The following is a 21,100-nucleotide window of genomic DNA, read 5'->3' as shown; positions in this document are numbered from 1 at the left end:
AAAAAGCAAATATAAGTATAATTTCTCTGTACTTTCTGATTTTATGAGGCCCGTGAAACGGCTGCACCTCCTGCTAACGCTACCTGTATGGCAGGGTTACGATACGATCTTGTAAATGTCGCGCAGGTTCCGGCCCAGCCCGTTGTAATCTAGCCCATAGCCTACCACGAAGTCGTTTGGTATCGCGCGGGCCACGTATTTAATGTCCAGCGGGTGCTGCAGGCAGTCTGGCTTCATCAGCAGGGTGGCTACCTGCACAGAGGCCGGCCCACGCTCCTGTAGTTGCTGCAGCAGGCCGTGCACCGTGTGGCCGGTGTCCACGATATCCTCCAGCACCACCACATGGCGGCCCTTTATGTCTTCGGTCAGGCCCAGCACCTCCTTTACCTTACCGGTGCTGTGCATGTCCTGGTAACTGGCCAGGCGGATAAAGGAAATCTCGCAGGGTATGGAAACGCGCTTCAGCAGGTCGGCCACGAACATGAACGAGCCGTTCAGCACGGCCAGGAAAAGTGGCTTTTTCTCAGCATAGTCTTTGTCCAGTTGCTCAGCCAGCATGGTGATACGGGCAATTATCTCCTCCTCGAAAATATAGGTGCTAAACTCACAGTCGTGAATTTGAATGGTACGCGGTTCCATGTAATGTTGGGTTGATCTTGAACAAAGGTAAGTATAAAATAAAAAATAAGCCCAACCTTACGCCGGGCTTATCCTCATATTTACTGCGGTTGCTATTTTGCTGTGGCTGTCAGCCTTACGGTATGCTGCTCGTTTATGCTTGCCGTGGCTGGCGTTAACTGCTCCTGGTTCATGTTAATTCGCTCCATTTCGATCGGCGGCTCCGGAATCGGCGGCTCTTGGTCCAGCGCAATGTGCGGCGCAATCACCAGCGACACGATCGACATAAGCTTGATCAGGATGTTCATACTTGGGCCAGAGGTGTCTTTGAAAGGGTCGCCCACGGTGTCGCCGGTAACAGAGGCCTTGTGTGGCTCAGAGCCCTTATACTCAACCACGCCGTTTATCTCCACCCCCTTTTCAAAGGATTTTTTGGCATTGTCCCAGGCTCCACCGGCATTCGACTGGAACATGGCCATCAGCACTCCCGATACGGTTACACCGGCCAGTGTTCCGCCCAGCACCTCGGCCGAGGAAGTATCCGGAAACACATCCCGGAAACCAAAGCCGATGATGATCGGCACCAGCAAGGCGATAGCGCCCGGCAGCATCATCTCCCTAATGGCGGCCTGCGTTGAAATGGCCACGCATTTCTCGTACTCCGGCTTGCCGGTACCCTCCATAATGCCCGGTATTTCGCGGAACTGCCGGCGCACCTCGTGTACCATGGCCATAGCCGCACGGCCTACCGCAGAGATAGCCAGGGCTGAGAAGATGAATGGAATCATGGCACCGATGAACAGGCCCGCCAGCACGGGGGCCTTGTACAAGTCGATGGTACGGATACCGGCGATGCCTACAAAGGCGGCAAATAGTGCCAGGGAAGTGAGGGCCGCAGAGGCAATGGCAAAGCCCTTGCCGGTGGCGGCCGTGGTGTTGCCCACGGCATCCAGGATGTCGGTGCGACCGCGCACCTCTTTCGGCAGTTCGCTCATCTCGGCAATACCACCGGCATTGTCGGCAATCGGGCCAAAGGCGTCAATGGCCAACTGCATGGCCGTGGTGGCCATCATGCCGGCCGCCGCTATGGCCACACCGTACAGGCCGGCCGCCGCGTAAGACAACACGATACCAGCCGCCAGTACGATGATCGGCAGTACCGTGGAGTGCATCCCCACCGCCAGACCGGCGATGATGTTGGTTGCATGCCCGGTCGAAGACTGCTGCACAATGGAGTTTACCGGCTTCTTGCCCATGGCAGTATAGTACTCTGTGATGATACTCATCAGCGTGCCCACCACCAGGCCCACGATCACGGCCATGAACACGCCGTTGTTGGTGAACTCGAAGTTGCGGAGGTTAAGGTTTTCCGGCAGCAGCCAGTGAATAACAAAGTAGGAAGCCGCTGCGGTAAGTATAACCGAGATCCAGTTACCGCGGTTAAGCGCCGCCTGTACGTCGCCCCCCTCGCTCACACGCACGAACAGCATACCGATCAGGGAGAACACAATGCCCAGGCCTGCGATCAGCATGGGAAGTATGATGGGCGATAACCCGCCAAAGTTGTCGCTCACCTCTACCTCACGGCCCAGCACCATGGTAGCCAGGATAGTGGCCACGTAAGAACCGAAGAGGTCGGCGCCCATACCGGCCACGTCGCCCACGTTGTCGCCTACGTTATCGGCAATGGTGGCGGGGTTGCGCGGGTCGTCCTCCGGAATGCCTGCCTCTACTTTACCCACCAGGTCAGCGCCAACGTCGGCGGCCTTGGTGTAGATGCCACCGCCCACACGGGCAAACAAGGCAATACTTTCAGCACCCAGCGAGAAACCCGTGAGCACCTCCAGGGCGATTTCCATCTGCACGCCGTTCACATCGCCGCCCTGGCTCAGCACGAACATGTAGTAGAAGAGGATGAACAGTGAACCTAGCCCCAGCACCGCCAGGCCGGCCACGCCCATCCCCATCACAGAGCCACCGGCGAACGAAACGTTCAGGGCTCTGGCAAGGCTGGTTCGTGCAGCCTCTGCCGTGCGCACGTTCGCCTTTGTGGCGATACGCATGCCTATAAACCCGGCCAGCGCCGAGAAAACAGCCCCTATGATGAAGGCGCCCACGATAAGCGGGTGCGATTTATCGCCGGTGTAGCCCAGGTAGAACAGGAACACGGAGGCGATGATAACAAAATAGGTCAGTACTTTATACTCGGCTTTCAGAAAGGCCATGGCGCCATCGGCGATATGGCGTGCAATCTCCGTCATGCGCTCGTTGCCACTAGGCTGCTTCGTCACCCACGCCGACCTGATGCCCGTGTAGAGCAGGGCCGCCAGTCCAAAGGCAGGAATTGCGTAAAGAATCGGTTCCATTCGGTTAGATTAAAGGTTAAAGGTGTATTTCTATATAGTTATTAAAGAAAAGTGATTCCTTAGACTTTTCCAAATATCCCTCACCCTTTCCTCAGGCCGTGTTCTCCGCTTATACTTCTAGCCTTTAGCGCGTTACAACATCAATTCAAAACGAGCCGTTTCCGATGCCTGAAAAGAGCCTACAACAGCAGAACCGAGGGTTTCCAGCGCCTCCGGTTCTGCTTTTTCGACGTAGCCAGCATACCTGAAAACCTGGCCTTCCCAGGCACTAAGTACAACTGGCTCACCCAGCCTTGCCTCTCCACTTCACAGCCTGATGCTTTCGACCCATAAAGCACGCACCTATTTCTTCTGTGCCCTTTCCCGCTCTACAGCTGCTCCATCAGCACCTTGTAGAGCGCTACCATGCTATCGATGTCTTTCTTGTGCACGATCTCGTTCGGCGTGTGCACGTTGTCTTCGGGAGCGCCTACAAAGCACCAGTCCCAGGGGTAGGCACTGCGCTGCAGCTCTTTGGCGTCGCTGCCGCCGGCGCCCTCTACCTCCAGCTGGTAAGGCACGCCGGCCTTTTTGGCAATGTTGATGATGCGCTGCACGTACGACCGGCGCGGGATCAGGCTGTCACGCATCGAAATGACCACGCCTTCCCCGGCGAGCACGCCCTCGGTAACCCAAGTGATATCAGAGATGAGCCCCTGGGTTACGCCATAGCGCTCGTGTATGTAGCGGGCCAGGTACGATACCGAGCCACCGCCATGCTCCTCCCAGCAGCAGAAGGCAATGATGCCGTTTTCCAGCGTCTCGGCCACCTGCAGCGCAGCCCATACCCCCAGCCGGTTATCCAGGTAGCAGCTCTGCACCGTCTCCTCGGTTTCCCGGAAATCGCACTTAAACACCAGCTCCGTGCCGCGTTCTATCTCACGCTCAAACTCATAACTCAGCTCGTGCTCCTCCTCGTCATACTTTAGGGTGCACTCAATTTTCCCCTGTCCGTCTTCCCCTACCAACATGTAGCCAGTTTCGGCATCCGGGCCTCCTATCCGCACCAGCTGTTTGCCGTAGCGCACCGTGAACCCGATGGAATCCATGTGGGCGAAAATTGCACTTCTCGGCTTGCCGAACACCAGCACGATGCAGTCCTGAAAGCCTTCCCCGTGAAGCACAACAGGTTGCTGTTTCCAGCCGGCTTTTTGCTCCTCTATGTAATTTAACAGAAATTTCGTCATTTCCTGCTCGTTGCCTGAGGGGGCATGAATGCGGCAGAGGGTTTCAAGAAGTTTCATAATTATTTTATCTTTATGGAATTCATAATAAATAGAATTGTTGTACTTTTATAATTAGCACCGTCAACTGTACATCGGGCACAAACAAACTTACAATTTTTGGCCTTACATGAAGAACTTAATCTCCGCCATCTTCACGCTCCTTTTCCCCCTTTTAGCTGTAGCGCAGCAGCCTACTGACTCTACGGCTATGCGCCAGGTAACCATGACCGAGGTAGAGGTCTTGCCTACCGCAGCAAAGGTGAAGGGCATGCTGCTCCTGAACAAGGATGTACAGTACGAGTTGGAGGGCGCCGTGGACAACATGTACAACTTCAAGTATGAGCGTGCCGAGAAACAGTTTAAATCGATTCGCCGCCGCTACCCGGAGCACCCGCTCCCATACTTCCTTATGGGCCTGAGCCAGTGGTGGAAGATCGTGCCGACAAACATCCAGACCCAGAAGTATGACGACCTCTTTTTTGCCTATATGGATACGACGATCCAGAAGGCGGAGGCCATGTATGACAAGGATGAAAACAATGTGGAGGCGGCTTTTTTCCTGGCGGCTTCTTACGGCTTTACGGCCCGCCTGCACTCGGAGCGCAGCAACTGGCGCAAAGCCACGGTGGCCAGCAAACGGTCCCTCGACTTCCTCGAGAAGGCCAAGGCAGGCAACGGCCTAAGCCCTGAGTTCCTGTTCGGGGAGGCCCTCTTCAACTACTACTCTGTTTGGATACCGGAAAATTACCCGATGCTGCGTCCTGTGTTGGTTTTCTTTCCTAACGGTGACAAGCGTCTGGGCCTGAAGCAGCTGGCTTATGTCTCTAAAACAGGTTTTTACACGGGCACGGAGTCTAAGCTTTTCCTGATGAAGATACTGGCTAACGAGGAGAAGCAGATGCAGGAGGCCCTGGAAGTGTCCGAAGACCTGGCCCTGAAATACCCCGACAACGCCTATTTCCAGCGCTTTTACGCAAGGTTGCTTTTCGTGAACGGCCACTTTACCAAGGCTGAGCGCGTATCGGAAGATATTCTGGCGAAGCTGGAGCAGAAAATGCCGGGCTACGAGCCGGTTAGCGGACGCTATGCCTCATATATTCTGGGCTATATCAACCAGCACAAGTACCGCGACTTCGAAAAGGCCAAAGCACACTACAAGAACACAATCATGTATGCAGAGATGACCAATGAGCAAGACTCGGGTTATTTCGTGAACTCATACCTCAACCTGGCCCGTATCGCCAAGCAGCAAAAGGACAAAGCCGCAGCCAAAAACTACTATGCCGTTGTCCTGAAATCCAGCGATAAAAAGTCTGCCAACTTTAAGGAGGCGAAGAAATTCTTGAAGGAGAATAAGAAAAGCTAAGCCGCTACAAACACGAAATTAAAGTATAAAAGCAGGGGCCTGCCGGATGATTTCGGCAGGCCCCTGCTTTTATACTTGCTTACCCTTAGGCTGGCTGCTCCGCGGGCTTCAAAATCTTCTCTTTGAAGAACTCCAGCGTACGTTTCAGGCCTTCGGCCCGGTCTACCTGCGGCTCCCAGCCCAGCACCTGGTTAGCCAACGTGATGTCCGGCTGGCGCTTCTGCGGGTCATCCTTCGGCAACGGCTGGTACTCCACCTTCAGCTCTACCCCCGTCAGGCGGCAGATCTCCTCGGCAAACTCCTTGATGGTGATCTCCGACGGGTTTCCGATGTTCACCGGCAGGTGGTAGTCGCTCAGCAGCAGGCGGTAAATGCCCTCCACCAAGTCGTCCACGTAGCAGAAGGAGCGCGTCTGGCTGCCGTCGCCGAAGATACTCAGCGGCTCGCCGCGCAAGGCCTGGCTCAGGAAAGCCGGCAGCACGCGGCCGTCGTCCAACCGCATCCGAGGGCCATAGGTGTTGAAGATGCGCACGATGCGCGTCTCTAGGCCGTGGTGCATGTGGTAGGCCATGGTCATGGCCTCCTGGAAGCGCTTGGCCTCGTCGTAGCAGCCACGCGGCCCCACCGGGTTCACGTTGCCCCAGTAGTCTTCCTGCTGCGGGTGCACCAGCGGATCGCCGTACACCTCGGAGGTGGAGGCGATGAGCATGCGCGCGCCCTTGGCCTTGGCCAGGCCCAGCAGGTTGTGCGTGCCCAGCGAGCCTACCTTCAGCGTCTGGATCGGGATCTTGAGGTAGTCGATCGGGCTGGCCGGCGAGGCGAAGTGCAAAATGTAGTCCAGGTGGCCCGGCACATGCACAAACTTCGATACATCGTGGTGGTAGAACTCGAAGTCCTCCAGTTTAAACAGGTGTTCAATATTATCCAGGCTGCCTGTGATCAGGTTGTCCATCGCGATCACGTGGTAGCCCTCCTGGATGAATCTGTCGCAGAGGTGGGAACCCAGGAAACCGGCCCCACCGGTGATTAGTACTCTTTTCTTGGTCATGTTCAGCGGTTATACAGTTGGGTTAAGCTCCGGCTGCTGCTGTTTGGTTCCGATGCCGTAGTAGGTGAAGCCCTTCTCGCGCATCTCGGCGGCCTCGTAGATGTTTCTGCCGTCGAAGACGGTCTTCTCGCGCAGCAGCTTGCCCACCACGTTGAAGTTGGGCGAGCGGAACTCGGGCCACTCGGTCACCAGCAAGAGGGCGTCGGCGTCGATGAGCGCCTCGTACTCGTCCTTGCCGTACTCGATACTGTCGCCGAGCGCGTGCCGGGCCTCCTTCATGGCCACCGGGTCGTAGGCCTTCACCCGGGCCCCCGCCCCCAGCAGCTTCTCGATGAGCACCAGCGAGGGGGCCTCGCGCATGTCGTCGGTCTTGGGCTTGAACGAGAGGCCCCACACGGCGAACGTCCTGCCGGCCAGCTCGCCCTGGAAGTGGCTGTGGATCTTGTCGAAGAGCACCGACTTCTGCCGCTCGTTGACCTCCTCCACCGCCTTCAGCACGCGCATCTCGTAGCCGTTCTCGCTCGCGGTCCGGATCAGGGCCTTCACGTCCTTGGGAAAGCACGAGCCCCCGTAGCCGATGCCCGGGTAGATGAACTTGTTGCCGATGCGCGCATCGCTTCCGATGCCCCTTCGGACCATGTTCACGTCGGCGCCCATCAGCTCGCAGAGGTTGGCCACGTCGTTCATGAAGCTGATTTTGGTGGCCAGCATGGCGTTGGCCGCGTACTTGGTCATCTCGGCCGAGGGGATGTCCATGAAGATGAGCGGGTGGCCGTTCATCAGAAAGGGCTTGTAGAGCTTGCGCATCACCTGCTCGGCCCGCTCCGAGGACACCCCCACCACGATGCGGTCGGGCTTCAAAAAGTCCTCGATGGCGGCCCCCTCCTTCAGGAACTCGGGGTTGGAGGCCACGTCGAAGGCGATGTCGGCGCCGCGGGCCTCCAGCTCCTCCTCTATGGCCTGCCGCACCTTGCGGGCCGTGCCCACCGGCACGGTGCTCTTGGTCACCACCACCGTGTAGCCCTGCAGGCTGCGGCCGATCTGCCGGGCCACGGCCAGCACGTACTGCAGGTCGGCCGAGCCGTCCTCGCCCGGCGGGGTGCCCACGGCGATGAAGACGGCCTCGCAGCCGCAGCCCTCCACCACCTCGGCAAGGTCAGTGGAGAAGCTAAGGCGGCCCTTCTGGGCGTTGCGCTCGACCATCTCCTCCAGGCCCGGCTCGTAGATGGGCAAAATGCCCTGCCTGAGGTTGGCGATCTTCTTCTCGTCGATGTCCACGCACGTCACCTCGATGCCCACCTCGGCAAAGCACGTGCCCGTCACCAGGCCAACGTAACCCGTGCCTACTACTGCTATTCTCATATCGTAAACTCTTTTAAGCTATAAAATCTGTTTATTTATTAGTAACAGCCCTGTTATAGGCTTTTATAAGATAATTGTCTATGTATAAACACATACAGACTACACAAGCGTTACGCTTATGCGGTTGGCTTTCTTTTGTGTACTGCCTGCTTCAATTAAAAGGCATGCAAAATCAGAAATATCCCGTTGCAACACAACTTTGGATGGCATAAACGCTAGCCTCTGCTCCGGCACCAGGGGCACCAAAGTATGTAAAGGTGCTACCTGTCAGATTATACTTTTTGAGGTTGGTTTTTGTCTCTCAGCCTCTTCCCTTCTTTATACGCTGTCTCTGAGCAGCTACCATTCTTGGGTTGCTTGTTTTTCAGCAACAGCCTTAACTCGCACAGATTACGTGTTACAAAGTATAAATGTTCACCAAAACCTAGCTAAATGTAGCACTTTAGCAAGAGCCGCCACTCTTACGCCTATACAACTATATAGTAATCAGCCATTCCTATAACACAAGAAACCTGTATCGGGAGGCGCAGCATGAAAACAACAGTGCATTCGAAGCCAGCACTTATAAATTATACTTTACCTATAGATTCTCTTACAAGGCCAGGCCTTGACCCGAAAATTGTCTGAAGGGTTTTCTTTTTTGAGCGAAGAAACAACCTGCCCTCCGTTTAGAAGTATAGGTAAATAACAATCACCCTAAAGCTATGAAACCAGATTGGCTGGACAAGAAGGAGTATCCTTTCAAGTCCCATTTTATAGAGTTGGAGGCAGGCAGGATGCATTATGTTGACGAGGGCGAAGGTCCTGTTGTCGTCATGATCCATGGCACCCCGTCCTGGTCGTTCACGTACCGCAACCTTATCAAGAAACTTCGCAGGCACCACCGTTGCATTGCCTTGGATTTGATAGGCTTTGGCCTGTCGGACAAGCCGAAGGACTGGAGTTATAAGCCCCGGGCCCATGCGGCTAACTTTGAGCAGCTTATGGAGCACCTCCAGCTGCGCGACATTACGCTCGTGGTGCACGACTTTGGGGCGCCTATCGGCCTGGCTTATGCCATCAACCATCCTGATAAGGTGCGCGGCGTGGTAATGCTGAACTCCTGGACCTGGTCTCTCTCCAAACACCAAGCCTTTAACAAGGCCAGCAAGTACCTGGTTGGGCCATTGGGCAAGTTCCTTCACTCCAAGCTCAACGTTTCTACGAACGCGCTGATACATGAGCTATTTAAGGATGAGGATGACTTGCCGGAGCCTATCAAGAGCCACTACATCAATGCCTTGGGCAAGCCGGAGGACCCTGTGCGGAACCTTGCCTGTGCCCGTGAGCTGGTGGGAGCCAGCAAATGGTACGATGAGCTGTGGAAAGAGCGCAAGAAAATACAGGACATCCCTACCCTTATACTATGGGGTGAGCGCGACAAACTGATTAAACTCGAGGCGCTACAGCGCTGGAAGAAGTTTTTCCATGAGTGCTACGTGATTCCGTTTGAGGATGGCGGGCACTTTTTACAGGAGGAGAACGCCGAAGAGATTGCCGGCTATGTGAGCAACTTTATAAAAGAAGAGCAGAAAAAGCACGAGCTGATAGATAAAGAACCAATAAATAACTGATGCAATGAAGCCTGATAAACCGATGAATGAAGCTACAAACAGATCCTATAACACCAGAGAACAAGAAACACAATCACAAGATAAATCACACGCTATGAGAGTTCCACAAAACCCTGATCAAAACCAGCAAACTCACACTGACGCCCCTTTGAACGAGTCACACATTAACCTGATGCAATCGTGGCAAAACTTACGCGGCCTGGACAGCAAACTGGCCCAAACCAAGTATAAGGACATGGCCGAAGGCCCGAAACCCGCTAAAAGACGCCGCAATGCATAAAATACACCACCCGCTTCCGGAGAAACACCTATCTTACTATATAAAACAGGCGCAGCTTTTTTAAAACTGCGCCTGTTTTCTTTTATACTTGCTCCTTCTAATTAAAAGATCTTGCCCGGATTAAGTATGCCACGCGGGTCAAAGAGTTCCTTGATGCCGCGCATTAGCCGTAGCTGTACCTCATTCAGGGCGATGTTGACGTACTGCCGTTGCACCAGACCGATGCCGTGCTCACCCGAGATTGTACCGCCCAACCCTACGCACAGCCTGAAGATCTCCTTGATGCCTTCGGGTAGCTTCTCATTCCAGTCTTCATCACTCATATCACCCTTGATGATGTTCACGTGCAGGTTTCCGTCGCCGGCATGGCCGTAGCAAACGGATTTGAAGTTATACCTGGCTCCTATCTCCTTTACGCCACGCAGCAGTTTTGGCAACTCTGCACGGGGCACCACGGTATCCTCCTCCTTATAGATAGAGTTTCCCTTTACGGCATGGGCCACGTTGCGGCGAAGCAACCATAGGTCATTTTTCTGCTTCTCTGTGTCCGCCACCAGAATATCGCCCACGTTAAACTGCTCCAGCACCTCATACACGCGCTCAGCATCCTTAAAGAGCAGGTCCATATCGGTGCCGTCCAGCTCTATCAGCAGGTGCGCCTCAATGTCCTCCGGCAGGCTCAGGTCCTGACCCAGGTAGCGGGTGGCCCAGACAATGGCTTCACGCTCCATAAACTCCAGCGCTGACGGCACGATGCCCGCCATAAAAATCCTGGAAACGGCCGCGCAGGCTTCCTCCTCACTTCGGAAAGGCACCAGCATCACCAGGTTCTGCGGCGGGTATGGTATCAGCTTAAAAACGATCTTCGTGATAATGCCTAAGGTGCCCTCACTGCCCACCATCAGCTGCGTCAGGTTATACCCTGTGGCGTTCTTCAGCACGTTAGCCCCCGTCCAGGTTATCTCGCCGTTGGGCAGCACCACCTCCACGTTCAGCACATAGTCTTTGGTAACGCCATACTTCACGGCCCTTGGCCCGCCGCTGCTCTCGCTCAGGTTGCCACCCAAAAAGCAGCTGCCGCGGCTCGATGGATCGGGCGGGTAAAACAGCCCCCGCTCAATTACAGCCTCCTGGAACACCTGCGTAATCACGCCCGGCTCCACCATGGCCTGCAGGTTGCGCTCGTCAATCTCAATGATACGGTTCAGGCGCTCTGTGGAAAGTATAACGCCCTTATGCACTGCCAAGGCTCCGCCACTCAAACCGGTGCCGGCGCCGCGCGGGGTCACCGGGATATAGTTTTCGTGGCAATACTGCATAATACGGCTTATCTCGGCAGCGTTAGCAGGTTTAAGCACCACCTCCGGCTCATAGCGCAGGTCCTCTGTTTCGTCATGGGTGTAGCGCAGCATGTCTTCGGCGGCGGCAGGTAGCAGTACATGCTCCTGGCCTACCATGTCCTCAAATGCTGCGACAGCTTCAGGTGTGATTGGGTTAAATTTCATTTTAATAAAGCTGGACTAATCCTTAATTTAGCCAGTCGGATATATGATGTTACACTTGGATCGCTAAAATACGCTTTGAAAACACTTTTTACTACTTCTGCCCTTTTTATCTTTTGTTTGCTGTTGCTGGCCTCCTGCCAGACGTCGGGCCCTACCTTTAGCAAGCGCGGCGAGGAGTACAAGTCTGCCCGCGAGATTGCCGCTGAGAAACGCGCCAGCAAAAAAGCAAAGCGACGCGGCGACCAGTATGCCGGCGGTGTTCGCGGCACCTCCAAGGACCGCACCAGCCGCACGCGTGTGCCTAACCGCAACCTCGACAGAGACGTGGCCACCGTCATTGAAACAGCGCGCTCCTTTACAGGCGTTCCTTACCGCTGGGGCGGCACCACCCGTGTAGGCATGGACTGCTCCGGCCTGCTCTGCACCTCATTCCAAAGTATAGATGTGGCCCTGCCCCGCACCTCAGAGGAGCAGAGCCGCTATGGCTCCGAAGTAAAGCCTAAAGACCTGCGCGAGGGGGACCTGGTGTTCTTCGGGTCCAGCAAGCGCAACATCACGCATGTGGGTATGGTTACGGAGGTCAACGGCGCTGATGATGTCCGCTTTATCCACGCCTCCACCTCTCTGGGCGTTATCGAGAACAACCTCTACTCAGCTCATTACCAGAAGATCTTCATCAAGGCTGTTCGGCCGCCTGTTTTCTAGCCATATCCTGTGTTATATAAACACCACACTATATAACTATTATTATTTTGTATACTAATTTAACATTAAAAACAGCATAATCCACGTACTTAATAGCTAAAGTAAACATTTGTTGTTCAATTAGTTATTAAGTCTCATGAAACTTTTCTACAGTTATTTACTCCTGTGTGCTATCGCCATTCTTCAGGCTCAATGTGCATGGGCTCAGGGTACCACTACTGCCGCCATGAACGGGGTGGTGCAAGACCAGAGCGGGACGGCGCTACCAGGGGCCACGGTTATTGCTGTTCACGTTCCTACCAATACGCAGTACATAGCCAACACAAACGCGGAGGGACGCTATAACTTCCAAAATATGCGGGTGGGAGGCCCCTATACCGTCCGCACGTCTTATATCGGCTACCAGGAGCAGGTGGTGGAGAACATTAACCTGACGCTGGGCCAGAATTACCGCCTCGACCTGACCCTCTCCGAAAGCACCACCACTCTGGGCGAGGTGGAGGTAACGGCCACGCAGGACAAGGTGATCAACTCCGACAGGACGGGCGCGGCCACCAACGTATCCACCGAACAGATTCAGTCGCTGCCCACCATATCGCGCAGCCTAAACGACTTTACACGCATTACGCCGCAGGCCTCCACCTCCGGCCAAGGCATTTCCTTTGCCGGCCAGAACAACCGCTTCAACAACTTCTCTATCGACGGAACGGTGAACAATGATGTGTTCGGCCTCTCCTCCTCTGGCACGAACGGCGGGCAAACAGGCGTGCAACCCATTTCCTTGGATGCCATTGAGGCTATACAGGTGGTGATTGCCCCGTTTGATGTGCGCCAGAGCGGGTTTACCGGCGGGGGTATCAATGCCATCACCCGCAGTGGCTCCAACCGGTTCACCGGGTCGGCCTACTATTTCTGGAACAACGAACAGCTGGTAGGCAAAAGCCCCGATGATGAGCGAACCCGCCTGCCAGACTATACCGACTATCAGGTAGGGGTCCGCGTGGGCGGCCCCATCATCAAGGATAAGCTTTTCTTCTTTGTGAACGGAGAGAAGACAAACCGTAACCAACCGCTCCTGTTCGAGCCTGGCACGCCTTCGTCTAACTTCACCGTAGAGGAAGCCGAACGGGTGGCGGCAGCGGCCAACCGCCTGGGCTACGACCCGGGCAGCTTCAGAAGCATAGAGGATGAAACGAAGAGCGACAAGCTATTTGCCCGCCTGGACTGGAACATCGCCAACAACCACCAATTTACACTGCGCCACAGCTATGTGTACGGCGAAAACCGCGACAACAGCCGCACCCCAAACGCCCTGCGCTTCTCGAACAACGCGGAGTACTTCCCCAGCACGACCAACTCCAGCGTGTTGCAGCTCAGGAGCCAGTTCGGAAGTGAGTACGCCAACGAGTTTATACTTGGCTATACGCGCGTGCGCGATGACCGCGACATTATAGGCGACCCCTTCCCGAGCGTAACATTGCGGCTCTCCGGCGGCAGAACCATATCCTTCGGTAGCGAGCCGTTCTCTGTGCAGAACCAGCTAGACCAGGATGTACTCACCATCACCGACAACTTCAACATCTTTAGAGGCAAGCACACTATTACCCTGGGCACGCATAACGAGTTCTATAAAACGTTCAACCTTTTCATCCGGCAGGAGTTCGGCGCGTATGAGTACAACTCCATAGAGGCCTTCGAGGCGATTGGCACCCCGGCAGAGGAGGCTCCATCCGCCTTCTTCCGAAACTACTCCAGGACAGATGTGCGCCAGCAAGGGGCCGAGTTTTCTGCCTACCAACTAGGCTTTTATGCACAGGATGAGTATGCCGCACTAAACAACCTGAAAATAACACTGGGCCTGAGGCTGGACATCCCGACCTTTAATGACGACCCGGCCGTGAACGAGGAATTTAACCAGGCCTTTGCCGACCGCGGCTTGGCGACAGATAAGACGCCGGGCTCCCAGTTCATGCTGTCGCCAAGGCTTGGGGTAAACTGGGACGTGTTTGACAACGGCAATACCCAGGTGCGGGGCGGAGCCGGTGTGTTTACCGGCCGTGTACCGTTTGTGTGGATAGCCAACCAGTATACTAACACCGGTCAGCTGCTGGGCAGCTTATCGCTCACCACGGGCAACCCTACGCTGGAGGATGTGCGCTTTGTGGCAGATCCGGCCGCGCAGCCTACAGCCACGACTTTCGGCCTTTCGGATAGAACAGCTGAGATCAACATCACCGACCCTGACTTTAAGTTCCCGCAGCTGTTTCGTGCAAACGCCGCCATAGACCAGCGGTTGCCCGGTGACTTTATTGCCACCCTGGAAGGCATCTACTCCAAAAACCTTAACAACATTTATTACCAGAACCTGAACCTGGAAGAGACCGGCACCCTTGCCGGCGCGGATAACCGCCCGGTTTTTGGCAGGGTGCCAGGCAATAATTTCCAGGACATTATTTACCTAACCAACACCGACGAAGGCTATGCCTATAGTATAACGGGGCAGGTGCAGAAAACCTATGAAATGGGCCTTTCCGGGTCGGTGGCCTATACCTATTCCCGTGCCAAGGATGTGAACCCCGGCAACTCCAGCCAGGCCCGCTCCAACTGGATAAACGTGAACCAGGTGTACGGCCTCAACAATGTGGAGGCCGCTTTTGCGGATAATGACATCCGCTCCAGGGTGGTGGCCAGCCTTACGTACGGAAAGGAGTACCTGGGCTTTGCCTCCACCATCCTCTCCGTTTTCTATAACGGACAATCCGGCTTGCCGCTCTCCTACATTTATAACGGAGACGTAAATAACGACGCGGGCAGGACCAACGACCTTGTCTACATTCCGCGGGACGCCGCAGAGATCAACCTGGTGCCGATTACCGATCGCTCCGGTGAAGTGGTGCCGGGCTCCTTAACGCCTGCGGAGCAGTGGGCTGCACTGGATGCCTTTATCTCAAGCAACGACTACCTGCGCGACAGAAGGGGTGAGTATGCTGAGCGGAACGGCGACCGCCTTCCCTGGACGAACCAGATCGACCTGAGGTTAACACAAGAGTTTAAGCTTTACCAGGCTGACAATGTGCACCGGCTGCAGATTACGTTTGACGTGTTCAACTTCACGAACCTGCTCAACAAAGACTGGGGCAGGCAGTATACAGCCACTTTTAACGCTTTTCAACTGATAGACTTTGTGGGCTACGAGCCTGGCACCAACACGCCCCGCTTTAACTACACCGGCAGGGGCCTGACAGACGGCGACCCATACTTTGTGAACGACTTTGCTTCCCGCTGGAGGGGGCAGCTGGGATTGAGGTATATCTTTAATTAACTATAGCTACAACACTATATATGAAGGCGGGATAACTCCCGCCTTTTTTAGTTTAAAGACGAGCGTTACAACACAGGCTATTCAGATCTTGCGTCTGGCATAGCTATTCGCAGGTTCTGTCTTTTTTTAATACTAAGTTAACATCATTGTTGGGATTTGTCATCTGTTAAGGCTTACCTTTGCGGGCAAAAATCAATCAACCTTTTTATGAAAAACCTTTATAGTGCACTATGTCTCTTCCTGGCCATGGTACTAACTGTACAGTACAGCTGGGGACAAGGAACTACCACTGCCGCGATTAGCGGAATCGTAAAAGACCAGAGTGGTACGGCATTACCGGGCGCAACGGTGATTGCAGTACACACTCCAACAAACACCCAGTACGTTGCCGGCACAAACACTGACGGTAACTTCACCATCCAAAACATGCGTGTTGGTGGCCCATACACGGTAAGAACATCTTATGTTGGCTACCAAGAGCGTAGAATTGACGGCGTAATGCTGAACCTAGGCCAGACTGCCCGTGTTGATTTCACATTATCTGAAGACAACCGCCAGCTCGGAGAAGTACAGGTTGTTGGCCAAAGAGACGATGTTTTCAACCAAGACCGTACTGGTGCTGCCACAAACGTTTCACGTGAGCAGATCGAAAACCTGCCTACGCTGAGCAGAAGCCTGCAGGACTTCACCCGCCTTACACCACAGGCTTCTGGCAACTCAATTGGTGGTTCAAACAACCGTTACAACAACATCACCATTGACGGAGCTGTAAACAACGACGTATTCGGTCTTTCCGGCAGCGGAACACCTGGTGGTTCAGCTGGTACGCAGCCTATCTCCCTTGATGCGATTCAGGAGATTCAGGTAGTGGTTGCCCCTTACGACGTTAAGATGGGTAACTTTACCGGTGGCGGTATCAATGCCGTAACACGTTCCGGTACAAATGATTTCTCCGGCTCTGTTTATACTTTCGGTCGTAACCAAAATACTATTGGTAAGGCTGTAGAAGGCCCAAGAGTAAAGGCTGACGAGTTCACAAACTACCAGTACGGTGCTCGCCTTGGCGGCCCGATCCTGCGTGATAAGTTGTTCTTCTTTGTTAACTACGATGCAACCCGCATCTCTGAGCCGGTTCGCTTCGCGCCAGGTTCTTCTGAGTCGCAGATCCCTTCTGCCACTGTGCAGCAGCTTGCCGACTATGTAATGGACACCTATGGTTATGATGTGGGATCCTTCGGAGCTATCGACAGAAAGACAGAGAGCAACAAGATCTTCGCCCGCTTAGACTGGAACATCAACGACAACCACCAGTTCACCATCCGTCACAACTTTGTAGACGCATTTGACGACAACATCTCCAGAAGCCGCAACTTCGTGCGTTTAGGAAACAATGCTTACCAGTTTACAAGCGTTACCAACAGCACAGTAGCAGAATTGAACAGCCGCTTTGGCAACAACATCGCCAACAACCTGATCGTGGGTTACTCTCGCATCAGAGACAGCCGTGATATTGCCGGTGGTATGTTCCCGCAGGTAACCATCAACGACCCGGTTGGTACGATTGAGTTTGGCGCCCAGCGTTCTTCAACTGCCAACGAACTGGATCAGGACATCTTCGAGATTACTGACAACCTGACTTACCAGTTTGGCAACCACAACTTCACAGTTGGTACGCACAACGAGTTCTTCAGCTTCCGCAACCTGTTCATCAACAACATGAACGGCCGCTGGGACTTCAACAGCCTTGAAGACTTCTACAATGGCAAAGCCAGCCGCGTACAAGCTACTTACTCACTGGATCCTAACAACTCTCTTCCTGCTGCCGAGTTCAACGCTATGCAGCTTGGCTTCTACGTGCAGGATGAGTTTACAGCCTCTGAGAAGCTGAAGCTGACCCTAGGCTTACGTGCTGACCTGCCAGTTTTCCCGGACACCCCGTCTCGTAACGAGAAATTCGAAAACGATTTCGGTGCTCTTTACCCAGGCCTGAGAACTGACCGTACGCCAGGCGGCAACATCCTGTGGGCTCCGCGCTTTGGCTTCAACTACACACCTACGGAAGACCGTTCTTTCCAGGTGCGTGGTGGTACAGGTATCTTCACCGGACGTGTTCCGTTTGTATGGTTGTCTAACCAGTTCACGAACACTGGTACTGTGTTTGGCACCGTGTTCCAAAACAACCCGAAAGAGTTTGTTACTGACGTAGAAGACCAGCGTAACGCAGGTGCATCAGACAGAACAGTTGAAGTGAACGTTGTTTCTGAAGACTTCAAACTGCCACAGGTATGGAGAAGCAACTTAGCAGTTGACTATACCCTTCCGGGAGAGATTGTGGCTACAGTAGAAGGTATCTACTCTAAGACGCTGAACGATGTAGTTTACAAGAACCTGAACCTGACAGAGCCAGTGGGCACGCTTCCAGGTGTGGATAACCGTGATGTGTATGCTTCTTCAACTTCAGCTCGCCGTATAAACGGTGATTACACTAACGTGATCCTGCTGGATAACACGAACAAAGGCTACCGTTACAGCATTACCGGCCAGTTGAGAAAGAACTTCACGAACGGCCTGAACTCATCGATTGCCTATACTTATGGCAAGTCAAAAGATGTTAACAGTGGCACAAGCTCTACAGCACTTTCTAACTGGGAGTATAACCAGATTGTAAACAACCCGAACGATCCTGCCCTGGAGTACTCCCGTTACGATGTACGCCACAGAATCGTAGGAACAACAGGTTACACGTTCAAGTATGCTAACAACTTTGCTACGTCTGTGTCCTTGTTCTACGAAGGCCAGTCTGGCTTGCCGTTCACGTACCTGTACTCTCAGGACCTGAACAACGACGGTAACCGCGGTAACGACTTGATGTACGTGCCACGCGACCGCAGCGAAATCAACCTTGTTGACCTGAAGTCTAATGGAGTAGTTACAGCTACACCGGATGAGCAGTGGGCAGCCCTTGATGCCTTCATCGCCGGCGATGACTACCTGAGCTCACGTCGTGGCCAGTACACCGAGCGTCATGGCGCCCGTATGCCTTGGACACATCAGTTCGACCTTCGTTTGCTGCAGGACTTCTATATGGAGGGTGGAAATGGTAAAACCCATACCTTCCAAATCACCTTCGACGTGTTCAACGTAGGTAACCTGATCAACAAAGACTGGGGCCGCCAGTACTTCGTGAATAACAGCGCCAACGAATTGCTGCGTTATGCAGGAAGAGATAAGGACACAGGTGAGCCGACTTTCACGTTCAACCCGAACAGCAAAGGCTACAATATTTCTCAGTTTGCTTCAAGATGGCAAGGCCAGCTTGGTCTGCGCTACATCTTCAACTAAGAAGTATGAGTACATAACCATAAAAGGGGCAGCAATAGCTGCCCCTTTTTCTTTTGTTTATTTTTTTGCGGGATGTTTTGCATCTAAAATATTTCTGCTATTTTTGTGCTCACAAACGGGGGATTAGCTCAGCTGGCTAGAGCGCTTGCATGGCATGCAAGAGGTCATCGGTTCGACTCCGATATTCTCCACTAAAAAGGCAACTGCGAAAGCGGTTGCCTTTTTTCATTTTCGACCAGCCCCATACTTGCCTGTGGCTCATCGTTAGGATGGCCGCAACGATGCCCGTCACCAATTTCATCACCATGCGCTCTTGCACATGCCTACCCAACAAAAGACAGGCTGCGGCTTATTTCATTAGCTTAAGTTTCAGAATCTTACCGTTGTCCTGATCCGTCAGCACGTAGATAGACCCGTCTGGGGCCTGCTCCACATCGCGCACGCGCACAGTCAGCGGGATACGCTCCACTTCCTCCGCCTTGCCGCCGTTTAATTGCACCCGCACTATACCTGAGCTGGTCAGCCCGCCAATCAACGCGCTTCCCTTCCATTTCGGATACATGCTACCTGTGTAGAAAATCATTCCGGATGGAGAAATGGTAGGTGTCCAGTGGATGACGGCGTCGGCAAACTCCGGACGAGTGGATGGCCTGGGGATTTTTGAGCCGTCGTAGTTATCGCCCCAGCTTACCACCGGCCACCCATAGTTCTTGCCGGCTTGGGGCTGGTTCAGCTCATCGCCACCCATGGGCCCCATCTCAACGATCCAAAGGTTTCCCGTGGCCGGGTCTATGGCTGCGCTTTCGATGTTGCGGTGCCCGTACGACCATATCTCTTCCCTTGCGTCCTGCTTCCCCACAAAGGGATTATCCTTCGGCACAGTGCCGTCTGGGTTTAGGCGCACAATAGTACCCAAGTGGTTCGAGAGGTCCTGGGCGGGGTCAAACTTGAAGCGCTCCCCCAACGTCAGGACCAGGTGCCCATCAGGCGTGAACACAATGCGCCCGCCGAAGTGGTTAGGCCCCTCCACCTTCGGCTCCTGCCGGAATATCACCTTGAAGTCCTTGATCTCGTTTCCTTCCAGCCGCCCCCGCCCAACTGCCGTGGAGGCGGTGTTGTTATCCCCGGGCTCTGCGAAAGAAAGGTAGACAAGGTTGTTTTGCTGAAAGTCCGGGTCCAGTGCCACGTCCAGCATCCCTCCCTGCCCCTGCGTAAACACTTCAGGCGTGCCCTTCAGCGGCTCGGAAAGCTTGTTGTTTTGGTCAAGTATGCGGAGCGTGCCGGCCCGCTCTGTAACCAGTAGCCGGCTGTCCGGCAGAAAAGCCATACCCCACGGGTGATCCAGGTTTTGGGCCAGTGTCTCTACTTTTATATCGCCTGCCTCCGTTCTGACGGAGGACTTCTGTGCACAGGCCTGGTCTGCCATAAGCCATAGGGCTAGCATCGCCGCGGTTGCCCGGAAGAGGCGCACCAGTGTTTGGGTCTTTGTTGTCTTCATAGCTGCTTGTTTTCTTGTACATTTTTAAAACGCAGCTTAACTACCTGTTGTTATGAAATTTGCATCTCCTCCCCCGCCTGCTGTCAGGCAGGCAAGACAGCTTCCTTAAAAATGCCATCCTGCCGCTGCCTGCATTTGGCATAAGACAAGGCAGGGCTGGCTGCAGGGCTCTCTTGCTAGGCACCAGGCTTGGTGCCCAACGCTTGCTCCCCCTCCTCAATATATCCCTCCCTTTACGGCTTATACCTCTTTCTGCAGAACCAGCCCGTATCAGGGTCGTATTTTCTAGGACGTTATTCATTTAAAAAGGAGGTAGCTATGGCATTTAATTTCGAGGAGAACCAGAAAGACGCGATCAACCTGCTCAAGAAGGTGGCGGAAGAGTTGGGGACAGAGGACCTAAACCAAGCGGGCCGGGTGTTCCGAGCGGTGTTGCAGGCCATCCGCGATAGGCTGCCGGTAAACGACGCGGTGCATTTCGCCGCGCAGCTGCCTATCATCTGGAAAGGCATCTATTACGACCAGTACGACCCGGCCAAAGTACCTGTGAAGGTTAGGGACAGGCATGCATGGATAGACTTGATCAGGAGCAAAAACGCCTTTGCAGCCAACAACGACTTTCTCTGCGACAGCGATGTAATCGAGTCGTTTCAGGCCGTATTTAAGGCCTTGCACCATTGCGTTTCAGCCGGAGAGCTCCAAAAGGTGAAGGAGGCTATGCACCAGGAGATACAGGAACTGCTGGAAGTATAAATCTTGGGATAACAAAGTATGACCAGGCAGCGTTTGCCATTTATCAGGCAAATGCTG

14 protein-coding genes and 1 tRNA gene are annotated in these 21,100 nt (G+C 54.0%); 8 read left to right on the top strand and 7 right to left on the bottom strand.

All coding sequences use genetic code 11. The features are described from left to right. Window positions 1-96: 96 nt before the first annotated feature. The 3 genes from hpt to PXG97_RS17570 form a co-directional block, all read right to left on the bottom strand. Window positions 97-639 carry a hypoxanthine phosphoribosyltransferase gene (hpt, locus tag PXG97_RS17580; protein WP_276499121.1) on the bottom strand — a complete coding sequence of 181 codons (543 nt, stop codon included), beginning with the start codon at window positions 637-639 and terminating at the stop codon, window positions 97-99. A gap of 92 nt (window positions 640-731) precedes the next feature. Then, window positions 732-2,984: a sodium-translocating pyrophosphatase gene (locus PXG97_RS17575; RefSeq protein WP_276499120.1), complete on the bottom strand. Its 2,253-nt coding sequence runs from the start codon at window positions 2,982-2,984 to the stop codon at window positions 732-734. 368 nt (window positions 2,985-3,352) lie between these two features. Beyond that, complete coding sequence (locus PXG97_RS17570; RefSeq protein ID WP_276499119.1) at window positions 3,353-4,267, bottom strand: M20/M25/M40 family metallo-hydrolase; 915 nt, start codon at window positions 4,265-4,267, stop codon at window positions 3,353-3,355. A 109-nt stretch (window positions 4,268-4,376) separates the two neighbouring features. On the opposite strand from PXG97_RS17570, the gene PXG97_RS17565 reads away from it, so the two are divergent. After that, entirely contained in the window at window positions 4,377-5,615 is a 1,239-nt protein-coding gene (locus PXG97_RS17565) for a tetratricopeptide repeat protein (protein WP_276499118.1), read from the top strand. Window positions 5,616-5,700: 85 nt separating this feature from the next. Here the strand turns inward: PXG97_RS17565 and PXG97_RS17560 are convergent, their stop codons facing one another. Next, window positions 5,701-6,663 (bottom strand): UDP-glucuronic acid decarboxylase family protein, encoded by a 963-nt coding sequence (locus PXG97_RS17560; RefSeq protein ID WP_276499117.1) that lies wholly within the window; start codon window positions 6,661-6,663, stop codon window positions 5,701-5,703. A 9-nt stretch (window positions 6,664-6,672) separates the two neighbouring features. Then, complete coding sequence (locus tag PXG97_RS17555; protein WP_276499116.1) at window positions 6,673-8,025, bottom strand: UDP-glucose dehydrogenase family protein; 1,353 nt, start codon at window positions 8,023-8,025, stop codon at window positions 6,673-6,675. A 704-nt stretch (window positions 8,026-8,729) separates the two neighbouring features. Between PXG97_RS17555 and PXG97_RS17550 the strand changes: the two genes are divergently transcribed. Further along, on the top strand, window positions 8,730-9,638 hold the full coding sequence (locus PXG97_RS17550) for an alpha/beta fold hydrolase (protein ID WP_276499115.1): 909 nt from the start codon (window positions 8,730-8,732) through the stop codon (window positions 9,636-9,638). 148 nt (window positions 9,639-9,786) lie between these two features. Beyond that, window positions 9,787-9,918: a hypothetical protein gene (locus tag PXG97_RS17545; RefSeq protein WP_276499114.1), complete on the top strand. Its 132-nt coding sequence runs from the start codon at window positions 9,787-9,789 to the stop codon at window positions 9,916-9,918. A 101-nt stretch (window positions 9,919-10,019) separates the two neighbouring features. Here the strand turns inward: PXG97_RS17545 and PXG97_RS17540 are convergent, their stop codons facing one another. Beyond that, window positions 10,020-11,423 carry an FAD-binding oxidoreductase gene (locus tag PXG97_RS17540; protein WP_276499113.1) on the bottom strand — a complete coding sequence of 468 codons (1,404 nt, stop codon included), beginning with the start codon at window positions 11,421-11,423 and terminating at the stop codon, window positions 10,020-10,022. A 75-nt stretch (window positions 11,424-11,498) separates the two neighbouring features. On the opposite strand from PXG97_RS17540, the gene PXG97_RS17535 reads away from it, so the two are divergent. From PXG97_RS17535 to PXG97_RS17520, 4 genes are all read left to right on the top strand, one after another. Then, window positions 11,499-12,128, top strand: a complete 630-nt coding sequence (locus tag PXG97_RS17535) for a C40 family peptidase (protein ID WP_276499112.1) — start codon at window positions 11,499-11,501, stop codon at window positions 12,126-12,128. 136 nt (window positions 12,129-12,264) lie between these two features. After that, a complete protein-coding gene (locus PXG97_RS17530; protein ID WP_276499111.1) occupies window positions 12,265-15,450 on the top strand; it encodes a TonB-dependent receptor in 3,186 nt (1,061 codons plus the stop codon). A 207-nt stretch (window positions 15,451-15,657) separates the two neighbouring features. Next, on the top strand, window positions 15,658-18,792 hold the full coding sequence (locus PXG97_RS17525; RefSeq protein WP_276499110.1) for a TonB-dependent receptor: 3,135 nt from the start codon (window positions 15,658-15,660) through the stop codon (window positions 18,790-18,792). A 117-nt stretch (window positions 18,793-18,909) separates the two neighbouring features. Continuing rightward, window positions 18,910-18,983 (top strand) — tRNA-Ala (locus tag PXG97_RS17520). Between the two features lie 158 nt (window positions 18,984-19,141). Here the strand turns inward: PXG97_RS17520 and PXG97_RS17515 are convergent. After that, window positions 19,142-20,290 (bottom strand): PQQ-dependent sugar dehydrogenase, encoded by a 1,149-nt coding sequence (locus PXG97_RS17515; RefSeq protein ID WP_276499109.1) that lies wholly within the window; start codon window positions 20,288-20,290, stop codon window positions 19,142-19,144. Window positions 20,291-20,608: 318 nt separating this feature from the next. Here PXG97_RS17515 and PXG97_RS17510 point away from each other — a divergent pair, with 318 nt between their 5' ends. Further along, window positions 20,609-21,043, top strand: coding sequence for a DUF2267 domain-containing protein (locus tag PXG97_RS17510; protein ID WP_276499108.1), 435 nt, complete (start codon window positions 20,609-20,611; stop codon window positions 21,041-21,043). Window positions 21,044-21,100: the final 57 nt, after the last annotated feature.

Source organism: Pontibacter litorisediminis, from assembly GCF_029360645.1.
Classification (GTDB): domain Bacteria; phylum Bacteroidota; class Bacteroidia; order Cytophagales; family Hymenobacteraceae; genus Pontibacter; species Pontibacter litorisediminis.
This window is presented reverse-complemented; position numbering and strand designations above follow the sequence as displayed.